General features: G+C 68.7%; 15 protein-coding genes. 5 read left to right on the top strand and 10 right to left on the bottom strand.

The window, feature by feature from the left end:
• Positions 1 to 71: 71 nt before the first annotated feature.
• From AC07Y4_RS13915 to fhuF, 6 genes are all read right to left on the bottom strand, one after another.
• The gene (locus AC07Y4_RS13915; RefSeq protein ID WP_495274708.1) at positions 72 to 2,519 is read right to left on the bottom strand and encodes a TonB-dependent siderophore receptor; all 2,448 of its coding nucleotides are present in this window, start codon (positions 2,517 to 2,519) and stop codon (positions 72 to 74) included.
• Positions 2,520 to 2,724: 205 nt separating this feature from the next.
• The gene (locus AC07Y4_RS13910) at positions 2,725 to 3,753 is read right to left on the bottom strand and encodes a FecR family protein (RefSeq protein WP_495274707.1); all 1,029 of its coding nucleotides are present in this window, start codon (positions 3,751 to 3,753) and stop codon (positions 2,725 to 2,727) included.
• Entirely contained in the window at positions 3,750 to 4,328 is a 579-nt protein-coding gene (locus tag AC07Y4_RS13905; RefSeq protein ID WP_159275880.1) for an RNA polymerase sigma factor, read from the bottom strand. The genes AC07Y4_RS13910 and AC07Y4_RS13905 overlap by 4 nt, the downstream gene beginning before the upstream one ends.
• A gap of 160 nt (positions 4,329 to 4,488) precedes the next feature.
• Positions 4,489 to 5,808, bottom strand: coding sequence for a lysine N(6)-hydroxylase/L-ornithine N(5)-oxygenase family protein (locus AC07Y4_RS13900; RefSeq protein WP_495274706.1), 1,320 nt, complete (start codon positions 5,806 to 5,808; stop codon positions 4,489 to 4,491).
• Positions 5,795 to 6,901, bottom strand: coding sequence for a GNAT family N-acetyltransferase (locus AC07Y4_RS13895; protein WP_495274705.1), 1,107 nt, complete (start codon positions 6,899 to 6,901; stop codon positions 5,795 to 5,797). The genes AC07Y4_RS13900 and AC07Y4_RS13895 overlap by 14 nt, the downstream gene beginning before the upstream one ends.
• A 68-nt stretch (positions 6,902 to 6,969) precedes the next feature.
• The gene (fhuF, locus tag AC07Y4_RS13890; protein ID WP_495274704.1) at positions 6,970 to 7,755 is read right to left on the bottom strand and encodes a siderophore-iron reductase FhuF; all 786 of its coding nucleotides are present in this window, start codon (positions 7,753 to 7,755) and stop codon (positions 6,970 to 6,972) included.
• Between the two features lie 162 nt (positions 7,756 to 7,917).
• Here fhuF and AC07Y4_RS13885 point away from each other — a divergent pair, with 162 nt between their 5' ends.
• From AC07Y4_RS13885 to AC07Y4_RS13875, 3 genes are all read left to right on the top strand, one after another.
• Positions 7,918 to 8,151 (top strand): hypothetical protein, encoded by a 234-nt coding sequence (locus AC07Y4_RS13885; protein WP_495274703.1) that lies wholly within the window; start codon positions 7,918 to 7,920, stop codon positions 8,149 to 8,151.
• A 93-nt stretch (positions 8,152 to 8,244) separates the two neighbouring features.
• The gene (locus AC07Y4_RS13880; protein WP_495274702.1) at positions 8,245 to 9,924 is read left to right on the top strand and encodes a cyclic peptide export ABC transporter; all 1,680 of its coding nucleotides are present in this window, start codon (positions 8,245 to 8,247) and stop codon (positions 9,922 to 9,924) included.
• Between the two features lie 74 nt (positions 9,925 to 9,998).
• Positions 9,999 to 11,249 (top strand): glutamate carboxypeptidase, encoded by a 1,251-nt coding sequence (locus tag AC07Y4_RS13875; protein ID WP_062469846.1) that lies wholly within the window; start codon positions 9,999 to 10,001, stop codon positions 11,247 to 11,249.
• A gap of 37 nt (positions 11,250 to 11,286) precedes the next feature.
• Here AC07Y4_RS13875 and AC07Y4_RS13870 read toward each other — a convergent pair whose 3' ends face one another.
• From AC07Y4_RS13870 to AC07Y4_RS13855, 4 genes are all read right to left on the bottom strand, one after another.
• The gene (locus tag AC07Y4_RS13870; RefSeq protein WP_495274701.1) at positions 11,287 to 12,678 is read right to left on the bottom strand and encodes a hypothetical protein; all 1,392 of its coding nucleotides are present in this window, start codon (positions 12,676 to 12,678) and stop codon (positions 11,287 to 11,289) included.
• A gap of 252 nt (positions 12,679 to 12,930) precedes the next feature.
• A complete protein-coding gene (locus AC07Y4_RS13865; protein ID WP_495274700.1) occupies positions 12,931 to 13,635 on the bottom strand; it encodes a glutathione S-transferase N-terminal domain-containing protein in 705 nt (234 codons plus the stop codon).
• Positions 13,636 to 13,689: 54 nt separating this feature from the next.
• The gene (locus tag AC07Y4_RS13860; protein WP_495274699.1) at positions 13,690 to 14,652 is read right to left on the bottom strand and encodes a TIGR03571 family LLM class oxidoreductase; all 963 of its coding nucleotides are present in this window, start codon (positions 14,650 to 14,652) and stop codon (positions 13,690 to 13,692) included.
• Positions 14,653 to 14,659: 7 nt separating this feature from the next.
• On the bottom strand, positions 14,660 to 15,337 hold the full coding sequence (locus AC07Y4_RS13855) for a TetR/AcrR family transcriptional regulator (protein WP_495274698.1): 678 nt from the start codon (positions 15,335 to 15,337) through the stop codon (positions 14,660 to 14,662).
• Positions 15,338 to 15,539: 202 nt separating this feature from the next.
• Between AC07Y4_RS13855 and AC07Y4_RS13850 the strand changes: the two genes are divergently transcribed.
• Both AC07Y4_RS13850 and AC07Y4_RS13845 read left to right on the top strand, forming a co-directional pair.
• A complete protein-coding gene (locus AC07Y4_RS13850; protein ID WP_495274697.1) occupies positions 15,540 to 16,343 on the top strand; it encodes an SDR family NAD(P)-dependent oxidoreductase in 804 nt (267 codons plus the stop codon).
• Positions 16,344 to 16,365: 22 nt separating this feature from the next.
• A complete protein-coding gene (locus AC07Y4_RS13845; protein WP_492680677.1) occupies positions 16,366 to 17,499 on the top strand; it encodes a DUF5938 domain-containing protein in 1,134 nt (377 codons plus the stop codon).
• The last annotated feature ends 2 nt before the right edge of the window (positions 17,500 to 17,501 follow it).

The raw sequence follows: 17,501 nt of genomic DNA, 5'->3' as shown, positions 1-17,501 counted from the left end.
ACCCGGAAGCCGGGCCGTGCGTCAAGGGCACCTTCTGCCGGTGCCGCCCTATTTCATTTCGTTGGTGCGCGTCAGAGCTTGTAGCTGAGCTTCAGCCAGGCGTTGCGCGGGTTGCCCTGCGTGTAGCCGTTGTAGGCGCCCAGGCCGTTGTAGTAGCGCTTGTCGCCCAGGTTCTCGATGTGCAGCGAGGCGCTCAGGCGGTTGTTGATGTCGTAGCGCGCCATCAGGCCGAACAGCGTCAGGCCGCCTTGCGAGGCGCGGCCGAGTTCGTTGAACTCGTCGTAGTAGATGCCGCTCTGGTAGCTCACGCTGCCGCCGACGGTGAGCTTGCTCCACTCGCCCGGCAGGCGGTAGCTGGTGGCCACCCGGAACAGGCGGCGCGGGTACTGCGGGTTCAGCAGCACGCCGTCGGCGTCGCGCTTGGCGTGGTAGGTGTAGCCCGCGAGCATCTGCAGGCCTGGCAGCACCTCGCCGGCGGCGGTGAGCTCGAAGCCCTTGCTCTTGGCGCCCTGCACCGCGCGGTACGGAATGCCGCCGTCGGGCAGCAGCGAGCCGGCGCCGGTGTCGATCACGGCCAGGTTGGTCTCGCGCGTCTTGAAGATCGCGGCGCTGGTGTTGAGCTTGCCGCCGAAGTGCTCGCCCTTCAGGCCCAGCTCGATGTTCTTGCCGCGCTGCGGTGCAATGAGCGAGTTGTTGCGGTCGCGCACCGTGTTGGGCTGGAAGATGTCGGTGTAGCTGCCGTACAGCGAGAGTTCCTTGCTCACGTCGAACACCACGCCCAGGTAGGGCGTGACCACGCCGTTCTCGCGCATCGCGCTCACGCCGGTGCGCCGCCAGGTGGTCCAGTCGAGCGTGGACGCGTCGGACTTGTACCAGGTGCCGCGCGCGCCGACGATGAGCGACAGCGGCTCGGCCAGCTTCAGGCGGGTCGAGGCGTAGATGGCTTTCTCGGTGGTGTTCAGCGGCGCCGTGTACAGCGGGTACGAGAAAGAGGTCGGCTCGGGGAAGCTCTGCAGCTGGTAGAAGTTCAGCGGCCGGCGGTCGATCATGCGCGGCACGGCGCCGCGCGTGTAGACCGTGGCGTCGTAGGTGTTGTAGCTCATGCCCACCACGGCCTCGTGCGTCTGGCCGAAGGCCTCGAACGGCCCCTTCAGGTGCACGTCGAGGGCCTTGTTGGCGCCTTCGGCGGGGTTCTCGCGGATGTCGATGGTGGAGGCGCCGGTGCGCGCGTTGATCGCGCGGTAGATGCTCAGGTCGCCCGAGGCGCGCTCGCGCTTGCTCTTGAGGTAGCTGGCGTCCACCTTGAGCTGCCAGCCCGCGCCCAGGCGCTGGTCGAGGTTGGCGAACAGCTTGTCGCTGTACATGTCCCAGTAGCTCCACGGGGCGCTGGAGTTGAACGAGCGCGGCAGGTTGGTGCGCTGGCCGTTGCTGAAGAACAGCGGGCTCTGGCCGTAGTTGGCGCCGTCGATGGCGGTCTTCTGGTGCTCGAAGCCCACCGACAGGCGCGAGCCCGCCGCGAGGTCGACTTCGAGAATGCCGTACAGCGCGTCTTCGCTGCGCTTCTTGTTCTCGATGAAGCTCTTGCCGTCGGTGCGCGAGGCCATGAAGCGGCCGCGCACGGTGCCGTCGGCGTTGAGCGGACCGCCCACGTCGATCTCCGCGTTGTAGCGGCTCCAGCTGCCGATGCCGCCCGAGATGTGCCCTGCGAACTCCGAGGTCGGGCGCTTGCGCACGAGGTTGATGGCGCCGCCGGGCGAGCCCACGCCGTTGAGCAGGCCGGCCGCGCCGCGGATCACCTCGACGCGGTCGTAGAAGGCGGTGCTGATCATGCTCGACTCGCCGGCCACGCTGTTGAAGCCCAGCGTGGGCACGCCGTCGATCATGGTGCTCAGGGCGAAGCCGCGCGAGGAGAAGGTCACGCGTTCGTCGTTGCGGTCGGCCACGATGCCGGGCGTCTGGCGCAGCACGTCCTCGAGGGTGACGAGGTTCTGGTCGTCGATCTGCTGGCGGCCGATGACGCTGACCGACTGCGGCGTCTCGCGCAGCGACAGGTCCATGCGCGTGGCGCCGGCGGCGGCGCGCGTGGTGTACGAGCCGGTGCCTTCGGTGATGCCGTCGGTGGCGGCCTGCGCGGCCACGGTCACGGCCGGCAGCGTGGACGCACCGGCCGTGCTCTGGCGCTGGATGGTGACGCGCGTGGGGCCGTTGCGCACCGCCACGAGGCCGCTGCCGGCCAGCAGGCGGTCGAGCGCCTGCTGGAAGCTCAGGCGGCCCGACACGGCCGGTGCGGCCAGGCCCGAGACCACGTCACCCGCGGCGAGCACCTGCACGCCGGTCTGGCGCGACAGCTCGTTGAGCGCGGCGCCCAGCGGCTGGGCGGGGACGTTGATGTCGCGTGCTTGTGCAGCGGCCTGGTCGGCGCCCTGGGCTGCGGCGAGGCCGCTCCAGCTGGCAAGGGCGGTTCCGAAGGCGGCGGCAAGCGCGGCGCTCAGGAGTCGGTGGCGAGGCGAGAAACGCATGGGTGAAGGCTCCAGACAAATAAATCGGTGCGGCATGAAAACGGGGGCGCGCCGCAGCCGTCGATCGGATGCGGGGTGCTTCTGGATGTAAGACGTTTGAACTCGAAAAAGAGAGACAGGCCCGTGACAAGGCATCGGCCGCCGCGTCGATGCGGGCCGAAAACGAGCGGGAAAAGGGAGCGGCGCGCCGGCGGGCACGCCCGGGTCAGCGCGCCTGCAGGCGCACGCTGCCGTCGGGCCGGGCCACCGCCACCAGCGGCAGGATGGCCGGCAGCGCGTCGAGCAGGCCGGCCGAGTCGTTGGTGCGAAAGCGCCCCGAGAGCCGCATCGCGTCGATGCGGGCGTCGGCGCCGACGATGGGCGCGCTGCGGTAGCTGTTGACCGCGGCCAGCGCGTCGCCCAGCGGCGTGTTGTCGAACACCAGCCAGCCGTCGCGCCAGGCCGAGAGGGCGGCGGTGTCGGCCTGGCGCACCGGGTCGGCGTGGCCGTCGCGCACCTCGAGCATGTCGCCGGCGCGCAGGTCGACCACTTCGCCGCTGCGTTCGGTGCCGGCATGGCGCAGCACCTGCACGCGCACATGGCCGTGCTCGACGCCCACGGTGATCGGGCCGCCGCGGTCGCGCACGGTGAAGGCGGTGCCGACCACTTCGATGATGGCCTCGCGCGTGCGCACCACGAAGGGCCGCTCGGCGTCGGGCGCCACGTCGAAGCGGACTTCGCCGCGTGCCATGTCGATCATCCGGCGGCGGCGGTAGAGCGTGACGTCGACGGCGCTCTGGGGCGCCAGGTCGAGGCGGCTGCCGGCCGAGGCATCGGCGGCATCGGCCAGCGTGACCTTGAGCATCCGCGCGTTCGGTGTGCGGTACGTCGCCTGGAACACGGGCTGCTGCCAGTACCACTGCACGCCGCGCCCGGCGACCACGCCGGCGCCGAGCAGCCCGGCGACCGACAGCAGCAGCTTGCGGCGCGAGGGGTTGCGCGGGGCCGGTGCGGGCACGGGCTCGTCGAAGTGCGCGCGCAGGTCGTCGGCCATGCCGCCCAGCGCGTTCCAGCGCTCGCGTGCCTCGCGCACGGCGGCGGCGTGTTCGGGCGAGCGGGTGCGCCACTGGTCGAGCGCGAGCCGGGCGCTGTTGGCGGCCGGGCTCGGCGGCGCGATCTCGTCCTCGACGATGAGCGCGAGCGCGCGTTCGATCAGCCGTTCACGCGGAACGACCGCTGTGGCCGCACGGCTCATGAAAAGTCTTCGGCCAGTGCGGTGTCGAAACCCGCGTGGCTGTTCACCGCCTGCGGCTCGATCAGTTCCTGGCGCAGCTCGGCGAACACGCGCGAGCAGTCGATGGTGGCGCGCAGCAGGTGCTTGGCGACTGCCATCTCGGTGATGCCCAGGCGCTGCGCGATCTCGGCGCGCGAGTGGCCGTAGGCGCGGAACAGCAGGAACACCTCGCGCCGGCGCGGCGGCAGCTGTTCCATGGTTTCCACCACGCGGCGCAGCACGCGGTGCTGGGCCACGACATATTCGGACGAGGGGGCCGTGAGGTGCGTGCCCACGACGGCATGCGAGACGGCCCACTCCTGCGCCACCTTGCGGTGGCGGGCTTCGTCGATGCACAGGTTGCGCGCCACGCGGAACAGCAGGGCGCGCGGCGACTCGATGGCGGCGCCGTCACGCAGGCCGAGCGTGTGCGTGTACACGCGCTCGAAGCTGGACTGCGCGATGTCGGCCGCATGGTGCGGGTCGCGCAGGTCGCGCGTGAGCTGCCGGCGCAAGTCCGCGTAGTGAGACACAAGTTCCTGGACGAGGTCGCGCATCCGGTCGCCTTCTCGCAAGCATCGACAAAGGACCCCTGGGCCGATGGCTGGTGCGCGCCGGTGAAGAGGAGGCGAGGGCGCTGGCTTCGGTGACCCCGGGGATGGGGTGAATAAGAACTATTCTTATTGAGTGTAGCACCGAAGCCTGGCGTTTCCGTGGCTAGACCACGGGCGCGGCGTGGGCGGGGCGCTCCGCGGCGGGGGCCTGCGGGGCCTGCGCCGTGTGCCGCGGCGTGGCGTTCAGCAGCGCCTGCCCGATCTCGTCGGAGCGGATGGCGGTGACCGACAGCAGCGTATCGCTCAGGCCGTGGCTGGTCTCGCAGGCGCCCTGCAGGAAGATGCCCGGGCGCAGCGCCGGCGTGCTCTGCACGCGGTAGTCGCGGTCGACCGAGAAATCGCCCAGGTAGGGCGCCAGCGGTGCCAGCAGCGTGCGGTGCGCGTCGCGGGCGTAGCCGGTGGCGAGCACCACGGCGTCGTAGGCCTTGTCGTGGCGCGCGCCGGTGTTCAGGTCGTGCAGCGACAGGTGGATGCCGTCCTGCGCGGCGCGCACGGCCGACACCTCGTGCCGCCGCAGGAAGCTGTGGCGCGCCGAGCCGGCCACGCGCTGGCGGTAGAACACGTTGAAGATCTGCTGGATCAGCTCCAGGTCGGGCGCGGCGTAGTTGGTGTGCCAGAACTCCTCGAGCAGCTTGGCGCGCTCGTTCACCGAGCGGTTGAACACGAAGTCGGTGAAGTCGGTGTTGAAGATCTCGTTCACGAACGGGCTGTCGTCCGAGGGCTTGATGGAGCGCGCCCGCATGATCAGGTCGACCTGCGGCTTGGCCGGGTGCGACTGCAGGTCCATGAAGATCTCGGCCGCGCTCTGGCCCGCGCCCACGATGGCGATGCGGTCGGCGCCGGGGTGGCGGGCAATGGCCTCCAGGTAGGTGCTCGAATGGAACACGCGGCCGTCGTCGCGCAGGGGCTGGAAGCGCGCCGGGATGTTGGCCACGCCGCCCACGCTCACCACCAGGTTGCGCGCCAGGCGCTCGCGCACCGCGCCGTTGGCATCGCGCGAGCGCACGCGCAGCAGCGAGACCTCGTTGCCCTTCATCTCGGGCACCACCTCGAACACGGCCTCGCCGTAGGCGCAGCGGTCTTCGAACTGCGCCGCGGCCCAGCCGAGGTAGTCGTTGAACTCGTGGCGGCTCGGGAAGAAGGTCTTGAGGTTGATGAAGTCCTGCAGGCGCTGCTTTTCGTGCAGGTAGTTCAGGAAGGTGAAGCGGCTGGACGGATTGCGCAGCGTGGCCAGGTCCTTCAGGAACGAGATCTGCATGTGCGCGTTGTCCAGCAGCATGTTGCGGTGCCAGACGAAGCCCGGCTGCTTCTCGATGAACAGCGCATCGACGAAGTGGCCCTTCTGGCGCTTCTCGTCGAGCGCGATGGCCAGCGCGATGTTGGACGGGCCGAAGCCGACGCCGATCAGGTCATGGATTTGCATGGATGTCCTCCAGGGATGGCTCGTGTCGACGAGCCGGGGCCGGCGAAGCGGCGGTGGGGTCGGCGCGCGGAATCCACAGCGCCTCGCCGAAGAAACGCTCGCGCCACAGCACGCCCAGCAGGGCGCGCTTGTGCGGAAAGTCGAACTCCTTCACATGGGCGTAGCCGCAGCGGCCCAGGCTCCGGATCATTTTTTCGTTGTCGGCGCGCGGCTCGATCACCAGGCGCTGCGTGCGCGGGTCGTCCAGGAACAGGTAGTGCGACACCGACGGCATCCAGGCCGTGAGAAAGGGCTTGCCGCGAAAGCGCGCCTCGCCCACCAGCGCATGCCAGCCGCGGTCGTGGTCGGCCGCGTCGTAGAAGGGCGCGATGCGGTCTTCCTTCGCCCAGTAGGCCTCGAAGTAGCCAAAAGGCTCGCCGTCGAAGCGGCCGACGAGGCCGGTCACGCGCGGGTCGGCCGCGATGCCTTCCAGGTACTGGCGGTGGCGCGCGAGGTCGCCTTCCTCTTCCCAGAAATGCGCGACCACGGGGTCGTTCATCCAACGGTGGAAGGCGGGCAGGTCGCGTTCGATGTCGACCGTGTCGAGCGTGAGCGTCTTACCCAGCCACGGGATGTGGCGGCGGTACACCGTGCCCTGCGGCTTGGCGGGGCGCAGCGGATGGCGCTTGCCCTGCGTGACGACGAAGCGCTGCGCGAAGGGCTCGCGCGGCTGCGGCAGCCAGGCGCGCGGCCATTGCCAGAAGGCCTCGCGCGCGACCGTGGGCAGCGCGCCCTCGGCCGGCGTGACGATGCCCGCGTCCACCAGCCGCGTGCCGGTCGGCAGCGGCGATTGCAGCGCAAGCTGCCGCGCGGCCGGGTGGCGCTGGAAGGCCGCCTCGATCGCCGCCAGCAGGTGCGCTTCGTCAGGCTCTCCGGCGCAGGCGCCCAGCCATTCGAGGCGCGGCGTGCCGGGCTGCGCGCGCAGTGCCCAGGTGCTGCCATGGCGGTCGCCGTCGTGCGGCGTCACCTTGAGCGCGGTGCCTTCCAGCCGGACGTCCAGCACCCGGCCTTCGGGATGCGCGTGAAAGCGCCATGCAGTGTCGTGGGCGGTCAAGCAAAACCTCCGGGGTGTGGTCGATGTATGTGGGATGCAGAAGGAAGACGCGGGCTGCGGCCGGATGTTTAGTCGGCGGTGCTTGCGCAGCGCTCCCGCTCGAACTCGGGCGAGAGCGGACACGCGCCGCAGTAGCCCAGCCGCGGCACGAGGTAGTAGAGGCAGCACTGGCGGTGCAGCGTGACCGGCGGGGCGCTGCGGTCGGCCACGCGCACACCGCGGCGCGCGGGCATGAACATCGGGTTGTCGCGCGCCTCGCCGCACGGTTGCGGCCAGGTCGGGCGGTGCAGCAGGTGCTCGAGGTCGGCGGCCACGGCGGGCGCCTGGCCGCTCATGCGCAGGCCTTCTTCCAGCACCGGCTCGAGGTAGCGCACGGCGTTGCCCCAGAGGATCTTGGGCGCCAGCCGCGTGAGTTGCGTCAGCCGCGCGAACAGGGGCGCGAGGTGCGTCCACAGCAGCACGTCGTAGCGCGCGGCCGTATCGGTGCCGGGGCGCGGCGTGCCGAGCTCGACGATGTGGAAGCACTCCGGGTCGCCGTCTGCGTCGTCGAGGCTGACCCAGACCTGCTCGGGCCTGACCGGAAAGCCGTGCTGCAGCAAGCTCGCCGCAGCGGCCACGGGCGGCAGCAGCGCGTGAAGGTAGTTCATGCTCCAGGCGGAAGCGACCGCGCGCAGGTCGCGCTCCGGCATATTCAGCGTGCGCGCCTTCAGGCGCAGCAGCGCCAGCAGGCGCGGCGGGTCGGCCAGCAGGTCGGCCACGCGCACGGCGTCGGGCGGCGGGTGCGGGGCGCAGGCCAGCGTTTCGCCGTAGGGCGCCCACTCGCCCTGGAAGATCGGCGCGAGCAGCGGGATCACGGGGCGGGGCCGACGGTGGCGTGAAGAAGAAGGCGCACAGGCATGCAGCAGAAGACGCGCCGGCGGGCCGGAAATTTAGTCCGCGCAGTCCCCGCGCCTAAACAGCGTGCCCCACGGAGCGTCTACTCACTCATCGACAGCAGTGCAGGCGTGCGAATCCCCATGAGCTTCCCGAGACACCGTCCCTCCGATCCGGCCTTCAGCATGGCCTGGCGGCTTTTTCGCGAGCTGCACGACGCACCGTCGCCCGAGCGCGCCGAGCAGCTCGTGGCCTGGCTCGGCCAGGACCCGGGCCACGTGCGCGCGCTCGACGAGGCCCTGACGCTGTGGGCGCTGGCGGGCGCCTCGGTGGTGGAGGCCGCGCGCGAGGCGAGCGCGCAGCCGCTGCTGCAATAGGCGGCGCCCGTCGGTCTCGGTTTCCTAAACAAGCGGTCGCATCGAACGTCATTGCAAGGAGCCCGTCTCCCTTTGCAACGAACCGTCCGCCGCATGAACCTCACACCCGCCAGCGCCCCCGCGTCCGAACTCGTCCGGCTGTTGCGGCCCTACTTCCCGTGGATCGCGCTGTCGACCGTGACCGGCATCGGCGCGGGCATCGCGACCGTCGCGCTGCTGGCGACCATCAACCAGGTGCTGCATCGCCCCGGCGGCCTGGCCGGCGGGCTGCTGCTGACCTTCATCGGCCTGTGCGTGGTGGCGCTGGTCGGGCGCGCCACCTCCGACATGTCGAACAACGTGGTCGGCCAGCGGCTCGTGGCGCAAGTGCGCAAGAGCCTGGCGCTGAAGATCCTCGCGGCGCCGATCGATGCGCTCGAGCGTTACCGCATGCACCGCCTGATGCCCGTGCTCACGCAGGACGTCGACATGATCAGCGACGTGGCCTTCATGCTGGCCTCGACCATGATCGCGCTGGCCGTTTCCCTTGGTTGCCTGGGTTACCTGGCGTGGCTTTCGCCGCCGCTGTTCGGCCTGCTGCTGGGGGCGCTGCTCGTGGGCATCACCGTGCAGAGCCTGGCGCATGCGCGCGGCATCTCGGGCTTCTTCAAGGCGCGCGAGCAGGAAGAGGCGCTGCACAAGGCCTACCGCGGCATCAGCGAAGGCGCGAAGGAGCTGCGCATGCACCGCGCGCGCCGCGCCAAGGTGTACGAGCAGCAGGTGGCGCACACGGTGGAGCGCATCCACGACATCAATCGGCGTGCCATCAACATCTTTGTGCTGGCCTCGTCCTTCGGCTCGGCGCTGTTCTTCTTGCTGATTGCGCTGATCCTCGGCTGGGCCGCGTTCCGCGACACCGCGCCGGTCGTGCTCAGCGGCTTCGTGCTGGTGTTGTTGTTTTTGAAGGGGCCGCTCGACCAGGTGGTGGCGGCGCTGCCGCACCTGGGGCGCGCGAAGGTGGCCTTCGAGCGCATCGGTGACCTGTCGGCCCGCTTCGCCACGCCCGAGCCGCACCTGGACCTGCACGCACCGCCCGCCACGCCGGTGCTGCACGACGCCATCGAGCTGCGCGGCGCGCGCTATGCGTTCCCGGCGGTGGAGGGCGCGGAGCCCTTCGTGCTCGGCCCGGTGGATCTGCGCATCGGCCGCCGCGAGATCGTCTTCATCGTCGGCGACAACGGCTCGGGCAAGACCACGCTCATCAAGCTGCTGCTGGGCCTCTACGCGCCGGTGGCGGGCGAGCTGCTGCTCGACGGCAAGGCCGTGACGCCCGAGACGCGCGACGACTACCGCCAGCTCTTCACCACCGTGTTCTCCGACTTCTACCTGTTCGAAGACCTCGTGGCCGGCGAAGAGGGCGGCCACCAGGCGCTGCCCGAGACCGCCTTGCCCTACCTGCGACGGCTGGAGATCGCGCACAAGGTGTCGGTGAAGAACGGCGCCTTCAGCACCACCGACCTGTCGACCGGCCAGCGCAAGCGGCTGGCGCTGGTGCATGCGTACCTCGAAGGCCGGCCGGTGCTGGTGTTCGACGAATGGGCGGCCGACCAGGACCCGGCCTTTCGCCATCTGTTCTACACCGAGCTGCTGCCCGAGTTGCGCGCCAAGGGACACTCGCTGGTCGTCATCTCGCACGACGACCGCTACTTTCATGTGGCCGACCGCATCGTCCACATGAAGGCCGGGCGCATCGCGCAGGCCACCGAGGCGCCGGCGCCGAGCCTCGCGGCTTGACCCGTTCGCGAAGCGGGTGCTAGTGTGGGGTTCGCTTCGAACGAACCTCCACAACAGAAAGAACAGGCTTCCTCATGCACCTTCGCTCCACCCCGCGTTCATGGACGCGCGCCGCCTGCCAGGGCGCCGTGCTGGCCAGTGCCTTGCTCGCCGTCAACGCCATGGCCCAGAAGCCGCACCAGGGCGTGCTCGACGCCGCCACGCAGCAAAAGGACGAGACGCTGCAGCTGCTGGAGCGCATGGTCAACATCGACTCCGGCTCGACCAACACCGAAGGGTTGGCCAAGGTGCGCGAGATGGTCGCGGACGAGCTGCGCAAGCTCGACGCGCGCATCGAGAGCTTTCCCGCCGAGCCGCACCCGGGCACCAACCTGGTCGCGACGCTGACCGGCCAGGGCAAGAAGAAGATCCTCATCCTGGCCCACATCGACACCGTGTTCAAGGACGGCACGGCCGCGGCCAAGCCCTTCTACATCAAGGACGGCCGCGCCTACGGCCCCGGCGTGATGGACAACAAGGGCGGCGTCGTGGCCGGCCTGCAGGCGCTGAAGATCCTGCAGAAGATCGGTTTCAAGGACTACGGCCAGATCACCTTCCTGATCGACACCAACGAAGAGACGGGCTCGGTCGGCACCAGCGCGCTCATCGAGCGCGTGGCCAAGCAGCACGACGTGGCGCTGAACCTCGAGCCGGGTCGCCCGGCCGACGGCCTCGTGGTCGAGCGCAAGGGCTCGGCCACGGCGCTCATCGAGGTGAAGGGGCTCGCGTCGCACGCGGGCGTCGCGCCCGAGGCGGGCCGCAACGCGGCCATGGAAGTCGCGCACCAGGTGCTGCAACTGTCGAAGGTGGCCGATGCGGCCAAGAAGACCACGGTCAATTTCACGGTGCTCACGGCCAACGGACCGACCAACGTGATTCCCGCGTCGGCCAGCGCCAAGGGCGACGTGCGCGCCGCCACGCCCGAGGAGCTCGACCGCGTCGAGAAGGACCTCACGCGCATCGCGCAGAACAAGCTCATCCCCGAGACCGAGGTGCGCGTGCGCCTCGTGCGCGGCCTGCCGCCGATGCCGCGCTCGCCCGCGTCGGACAAGCTGGTGCGCATGGCCGAGGGCATCTACGGCGAGATCGGCAAGAAGCTCACCATCGAGAGCAGCGGCGGCGCCGCGGACGCGAGCCTCGTGGCCGGTGTCGGCGTGCCGGTGCTCGACGGCTTCGGCATCGTGGGCGGCGGCATCCACACGCCGGAGGAATACGCCGAGGTCGAGAGCGTGGTGCCGCGGCTTTACTTGCTGTCGCGGATGCTCATGGACTTGAGCGCGAACTGATTTCGGTTCCTGGGGACGCTGGCGTGGAGTGCCAGTGTCAGGTTTTCTCGAGCTCCAACTTCAGATCGCTCGCCTTGAAGGTTTGCGGTGAGTAGCGCTTGCCGGAGAGCCGCGACAGTGCATCGACGAGCACCTGTATTTGCGATTCATCGAAGTCCGCCTTGTCGCGCTGCTGGGGGTCGCGCAATTGAGTCGAGGATGTTTCGATCTTGGTTGCAACCGCAGCGAGCGCATTGACGGTTACCGCATCCAGGGCCTTCTTGTCACTCTTGGTGCCGTCGGGCCATTTCACGCTCTGTGCGAAATCGATCAACTTCTTCGCGTCTCGATAGCGCTGGTTCTTGTTGACGCTGGCTTTCAGCGCATCGATGACCGCGACGCGCTCGGCGGTGGAAGCCTGGGCCTCGGAAGAGAGTTTGGCGGTAAATGCAGCGAAGGTGTTGGCGGGGTCGAGCGTGGCCTCCTCCTTGGCGCGATTGATCTGCACCGTGAGGTAGGTGCGATTCTTCAGCACTGAATTGCATGTCGCGTCTTCGTAGATTCGCCCATTTTTCTGGTTGAACCACCAGCGTGTCCAGGGATGCGTAGAACTGCTCCCAGAGCCACCCGAGTCCGCGAATGGCATGCGCACGAACGCGTAGTTGCCGTATTCCAGCCGACCGGAATGCAGTGAATTGATCTGCTCCGCGCCCGGGAGCAACGAGGCGTGGTACTTGAACTCGATGTCGCTCTTGTTGGCTTTGAGCAAGCCGCCGCCGATCGTGTCGAGCACCTTCAGCACTGGCGATGCCGGCGGATAGGCCACGGCGCCCAGGCTGGCCGCTGCGGTGAGCAGGCCCGAGATCTCCGTGTTCTCCTTGATGTCGAGCTCCATGATGTAGAACTCCAGGAGCAGGGGCTTGCCGTGGTATTCGATGGGCCCGTAGATGGGTAACTGGCTGAAATTCAGGTACTGCCCAGGCGCGACGCCTTCCGAGTAGTAGATGAGGCGGCCACGATCCCTTCCGGCAACACTGAAATCGAAATCGGTCTGGGCGTCTTGCTCTGCGATGCGCGCAACGATGGCGATCTCGCCGCGCTTCTTGAAGCCGAGCAGACTGGCACCGCGCTCGACGAACTCGTTGATGAAGACCTGGCTCAGATGAACCGTGATCACGTCGCCCTTCTGTATGGCGGGGTGCTGGTTCTGTGTGACCGCACTACATCCCTCGCCAGTGGCCCGAATGTCATAGGCCTGAGCATCCGTGTCTGCGGAGAAATCGTTGCCGCACACCGATTGGTATTTCCTGACGAACGGGACGCAGGAATTGGCGGTGCTCCAGTGCGCCTTCGCGTAGTCGTTGACGCCTTGGTCGTCGGCGGCGTTCGCAAAAGTGCAGGCCTGCACCAGCACGACGGCTGCCGTGCGCAGGATGCTTGCATTCTTCATGGCTTCCTCCTTGTGGTTCCACGTGGATGTCGAATCCGGCTTCGTGCGTGGAGGAGGGGGCGGCGTGCGCCGTATCGCCGCAAGTGTGCGATCGCGTAATTCTTGTCAGCCCCCGCAACAACGCAGAGGGACTGTTCCAGTCGCCGGGAGGGTCAGGAATCCCACAAACGAGGGAGTCGCTCGAGCAACGGGCTCGGTACGGCCGCCGCCGATGCAGACGACGGCCCCGGCGGAGGGCCGATCGAGAGGGCCTCAGCCCCGCTTCGGAATGCCCAGGCCCTTCACCACGGCGGGCCGCGCCACGAAGGCCTCGAGCACGCGCGCGACGTTCTTGAACTCGCTGAAGCCCACGAGTTCGCCGGCCTCGTAGAAGCCGATCAGGTTGCGCACCCACGGGAAGGTGGCGATGTCGGCGATGGTGTACGTGTCTCCCATGATCCAGGTGCGGTCGGCAAGGTGCTTGTCGAGCACGCCGAGCAGGCGCTTCGATTCGGCCACGTAGCGGTCGCGCGGGCGCTTGTCTTCGTAGTCCTTGCCGGCGAACTTGTTGAAGAAGCCGAGCTGGCCGAACATCGGGCCGATGCCGCCCATCTGGAACATCACCCACTGGATGGTCTCGTAGCGGGCCGCCGCATCCTTGGGGATGAACTGGCCGGTCTTCTCGGCGAGGTACAGCAGGATCGCGCCCGATTCGAACAGCGCCAGCGGCTGGCCGCCCGGGCCGTTCGGGTCGAGGATGGCGGGGATCTTGTTGTTCGGGTTGAGCGACAGGAACTCCGGCGACATCTGGTCCTGGGTCTCGAAGCTCACGAGGTGCGGCTCGTAGGGCAGGCCGATTTCCTCCAGCAGGATCGACACCTTCACGCCGTTGGGCGTGGGCAGCGAGTACAGCTGCAGGCGCTCGGGGTGCTGCGCGGGCCATTTCTTCGTGATGGGGAAGTGCGAGAGATCGGTCATGGGGAAAGTCCTTGGAATAGGGGCGACAACGGCGAGCGCCGGATTCTGCACGGCTCAGGCTGGCGGTGTGCGCGCATGGCCTTGCAGGCGCGGCAGCACCTCGCGGCCGAGTTCGTCGACCACGTCCTGCGCGGGCCGCTGGCTGCTGCGCGCGAGGTTCAGCAGCACGTGCGCGACGCCGGCGTCTTCCATGCGGTCGAGGTAGTCGACGAGCGCATGGCGTCCGGCGCGCAGGCCGAGCTCGATGGGTTCGGCGGGCGCGTCGGCATCGTCCAGCAGGTCGAGCTGCAACGATTGAATGAAGGGCTTGGCCTCGCCGCCCGCGCGTTCGCGCAGCGCGGTCTGCCACAGGCCGATGCGGCCCTGCTGGCGTGCCTCGTCGCGGTGGTAGGTGGCCCAGCCGTCGGCGTGGGCGGCGGTCCATTGCAGCGACTGGCGCGCCGAGCCCACCACCAGCATGCCGATGCGCGCGGCGGGCGGTGCCATGAGGTCGTGGCCGCCGGTGGCGTCGTGCAGCGCGGCGCGCTCCTGTGCATCGGGCGAGAGCGCCGAGCGCACGAGGTTCCAGCGTTCGCGGAAGACGTCGCCGCGCAGCGCGATGTCCTGCTGGAAGATGGCGAACTCGGCCTCGCGGTCGCCCGAGCCCATCCCGAGGATGAAGCGGTCGTTCGACAGGCGGTTGAGCGAGAGCGCGGCCTTGGCCACGTGCAGCGGATGGCGCAGCGGCAGCACCGCGGCGGCGGTGCCGAGCGCGATGCGCTGCGTGGCGGCGGCCAGCGCGGTGAGCCAGACGAAGGGCTCGTCGAGCACCGCGGTTTCTTCGCCCTGCGGCAGCATCACGGGCACGTCGCGCGTCCACAGCGCGGCAAAGCCGAGCGTGTCGGCCAGCCGGGCCAGTTGCAGTTCGGAAGTGGGGTCGGCCATCGCGCCGGGCGGGCGCGCCAGCGGCGTCATCAGGCCCAGGGTGAGGCGCCCGGCAAGCAGCGTCTGCCGGTAGGCGGTGTTGAAGGGCGCCATGGCGGCGTCAGGCGCGCCGTTTGCGAGGGGCGGGCGCGGCCTTGGCCGGCGCGGCAAACAACCGCTCGATCGACTGCCGCACATCGGCCTGCATGTCGGCGATGGCCTTGGTGTCGCCCGAGAGGTGCTTGAGCAGCGCCTGCAGGAACAGCCCGTCGAAGAGGGCGTAGCAGGCCGAGGGCGGCAGGCCCGGCGTCTGGCCGGAGAGTTCGGCGAAGCGGCTCATGATGCGCCAGATCATGTCTTCGAGGCTCTTGTCGATCTGCACCACGTCGTCGTGGAAGGCCGCTTCGAACAGCGCCTGCGAACGCAGGTCGTACCAGAGCCGGTGCACGTGGCCTTCGCCCAGCAGCGTGTCGCCCAGGCTCTGCAGGAAGCCTTCCATGAGCTCGTCATACGTGGTGGCGGTGTCGACGGCGTGGTCGTAGCGCGTGACGCAGCGCGCCTTGTACTGCTTGACGCTGCAGACGATGAGGTCGACCTTGTCGCTGAAGTAGTAGTGCAGCACGCCATGCGAGAACTCGGAGTTCTGCGCAATTTCGCGCAGGCTGGTGCGCGCGTAGCCGAGCGTGGCCAGCGTGGTGAGGGCGGCTTCGCCGAGCTCGGCGCGACGCTGCTCGAACTTGTCGGCCGGCGCCTTCTGCACCCGCCCGGCGTGCTTCTTTACCCGTGAATGAGTGGTCATTTCTAGCCAGGCCGCAGAGTGCCGGCCGCTGTGTTTCCTGGTGATTGCAAACCATAGCACGCGGCGTGGGAAATCCCTCGTACGTGCATTCCAGAGGCATTTTACGAAATTTGGGCAGTCGTCAAAAAAATTCTTGACACTCGTCAAGTCGATTCCTAGCATGGCCGCTCCATCTCATACACATATCCACAGGAGACAAGTGATGGCCAAGTTCGACTTGACGGGGCGCAAGGCCCTGGTGACAGGGGGTGCGCGCGGCATTGGCGCGGGCATCGCCCAGGCGTTGGCGCAGGCGGGTGCGTCGGTGATGATCGGCGACGTGCTCGCCGACCTGGGCCGCGAGACCGCGCAGCGGCTCTCCGCCGAAGGGGCGAAGGTGGGCTTCGTCCCGCTCGACGTCACGAAGGACGGCGACTGGGCCTCTGCCACCGAAGCCACGGTGAAGGCACTCGGCGGCTTCGACATCCTGGTCAACAACGCCGGCATCGAGATCACCTCGCTGGTGGTCGATGTCGACGGCGACGACCTGCGCCGCATGCTCGACGTGAACGTGGCCGGCACGCTGCTGGGCATGAAGCACGCCTTTCGCGCCATGCGCCCCGGCGGCAGCGCGGGCGGCGGCGGGGCGGTGGTCAACATCGCCTCGGTCGCGGCCACCATCGCCTTTCCCGCCATCGCTGGCTACTCGGCGACCAAGTCGGCGGTCGACCGCGCCACGCGCGTGGCGGCCATGGAGTCCGGCAAGCTGGGCTACGGCGTGCGCGTCAACTGCATCTACCCCGGCCTCGTGCCCACCGACATGGGCATGAAGCTCGCCAACGACATCGTGACCGCGGGGCTCGCGCCCAGCGTCGAGGCCGCCGTGGGCGACGTCATCGGCCAGACGCCGCTGGGCCGCCTCGGCGAGATCGGCGACATGGCCGACGTGGTGGTCTTCCTCTGCTCCGACGCCGCCCGGTTCATCACCGGCGCGGGCCTCGCGGTGGACGGCGGCATGGGCATGTGAGCGATCAACCAGGAGAGAAACAATGAGCAGCAAGAAGAAACCCGTCATCGTCTACGGCGCCTCCGGCTACACCGGGCGCCTGGTCTGCGAGTACCTGCGCGAGTACCACATCCCCTTCATCGCGGCAGGCCGCAGCGCGGAGAAGCTCGAAGCGGCGATGAAGTCGAACGTGCCCGGCATCGAGACCGCCGACTACGAAGTGGTCGAGGTCGCGCACACGGTTGAAGCGCTCACCGAGCTCTTCAGCGGCGCCTCGGTGGTGCTCAACACGGTGGGGCCGTTCGCCAAGTTCGGTCCCGAGGTGGTTGATGCCTGCCTGGCCGCCGGCTGCCACTACACCGACACCACCGGCGAACAAGACTGGCTCATCACGCTCGACCAGAAGTACGGTGCCAAGTTCGCGGCGGCCGGCCTGCTGCTGTCGCCCGGCCTGGCGCAGATGTACACCACCGGCGAAATCGCGGCGCAGCTGTGCCTGGAAACGCCCGGCCTGGACACGCTCGACATCGCGGTGTTCTGGGGCGGCAGCCCGACCATCGCGTCGACGCAGACCATCCTGGTGAACGCAGCCACGTCGAAGGCCTTCTACCTGGAGCAGAACCAGTACGTCGAGTGGCAACCCGATGCGGGCCTGTACCACCTGTCGATTCCCGGCCAGCATGAAGCCGCGCTGGCCTTGCCCTGGGGCGGCACCTCGCACCCGGTGTGGTTCAAGCGCGATCCGCGCGTGGCCAACGTAAAGGTGCTCGGCGGTGTCTTCAACAAGCCGCTGATGCTGGGCGTGCCGCAGATCGTGGCCGCCGCGCTCAAGGCCACCGAAGGCATGAACGACGAAGACCGCTATGCGGCGCTGGCCCAGACGGCCGCGGGCGTGATGAACACCATGCCGCCGCGCGAGAACCCGCGCATCAACAAGTCCGTCGATTCGGTGCATGCCTCCGGTCCGCTGGGCCGCGCGCACTGCGTGATCTTCGGCAACTGCAACTACAAGCAGACCGGGCTGCTGCAGGCCTATGCCGCAGCCTCGCTGCTGCAGCAGGCGCCGCGTCGCGCCGGCTTCGCCTCGGGCTGCCAGGCCTTCGGGCACCGCGAGCTGCTGGGGGCGCTGCGCAGCTTCGGGCTGGTGCAGGAACCCGTGCTCACGCGGATGGGCTGACG

Source organism: Variovorax sp. GW460-12-1-14-LB1, from assembly GCF_059423605.1.
Note: the sequence above shows the minus strand (reverse complement) of the source record. Positions and strands in the feature narration are given on the sequence as shown.

What these genes read in the sequence shown, in the direction of transcription:
- AC07Y4_RS13915 (WP_495274708.1), bottom strand. Translation starts at nt 2,519, where the DNA reads ATGCGTTTCTCGCCTCGCCACCGACTCCTGAGCGCCGCGCTTGCCGCC.
- AC07Y4_RS13910 (WP_495274707.1), bottom strand. Translation starts at nt 3,753, where the DNA reads ATGAGCCGTGCGGCCACAGCGGTCGTTCCGCGTGAACGGCTGATCGAA.
- AC07Y4_RS13905 (WP_159275880.1), bottom strand. Translation starts at nt 4,328, where the DNA reads ATGCGCGACCTCGTCCAGGAACTTGTGTCTCACTACGCGGACTTGCGC.
- AC07Y4_RS13900 (WP_495274706.1), bottom strand. Translation starts at nt 5,808, where the DNA reads ATGCAAATCCATGACCTGATCGGCGTCGGCTTCGGCCCGTCCAACATC.
- AC07Y4_RS13885 (WP_495274703.1), top strand. Translation starts at nt 7,918, where the DNA reads ATGAGCTTCCCGAGACACCGTCCCTCCGATCCGGCCTTCAGCATGGCC.
- AC07Y4_RS13880 (WP_495274702.1), top strand. Translation starts at nt 8,245, where the DNA reads ATGAACCTCACACCCGCCAGCGCCCCCGCGTCCGAACTCGTCCGGCTG.
- AC07Y4_RS13875 (WP_062469846.1), top strand. Translation starts at nt 9,999, where the DNA reads ATGCACCTTCGCTCCACCCCGCGTTCATGGACGCGCGCCGCCTGCCAG.
- AC07Y4_RS13870 (WP_495274701.1), bottom strand. Translation starts at nt 12,678, where the DNA reads ATGAAGAATGCAAGCATCCTGCGCACGGCAGCCGTCGTGCTGGTGCAG.
- AC07Y4_RS13865 (WP_495274700.1), bottom strand. Translation starts at nt 13,635, where the DNA reads ATGACCGATCTCTCGCACTTCCCCATCACGAAGAAATGGCCCGCGCAG.
- AC07Y4_RS13860 (WP_495274699.1), bottom strand. Translation starts at nt 14,652, where the DNA reads ATGGCGCCCTTCAACACCGCCTACCGGCAGACGCTGCTTGCCGGGCGC.
- AC07Y4_RS13855 (WP_495274698.1), bottom strand. Translation starts at nt 15,337, where the DNA reads ATGACCACTCATTCACGGGTAAAGAAGCACGCCGGGCGGGTGCAGAAG.
- AC07Y4_RS13850 (WP_495274697.1), top strand. Translation starts at nt 15,540, where the DNA reads ATGGCCAAGTTCGACTTGACGGGGCGCAAGGCCCTGGTGACAGGGGGT.
- AC07Y4_RS13845 (WP_492680677.1), top strand. Translation starts at nt 16,366, where the DNA reads ATGAGCAGCAAGAAGAAACCCGTCATCGTCTACGGCGCCTCCGGCTAC.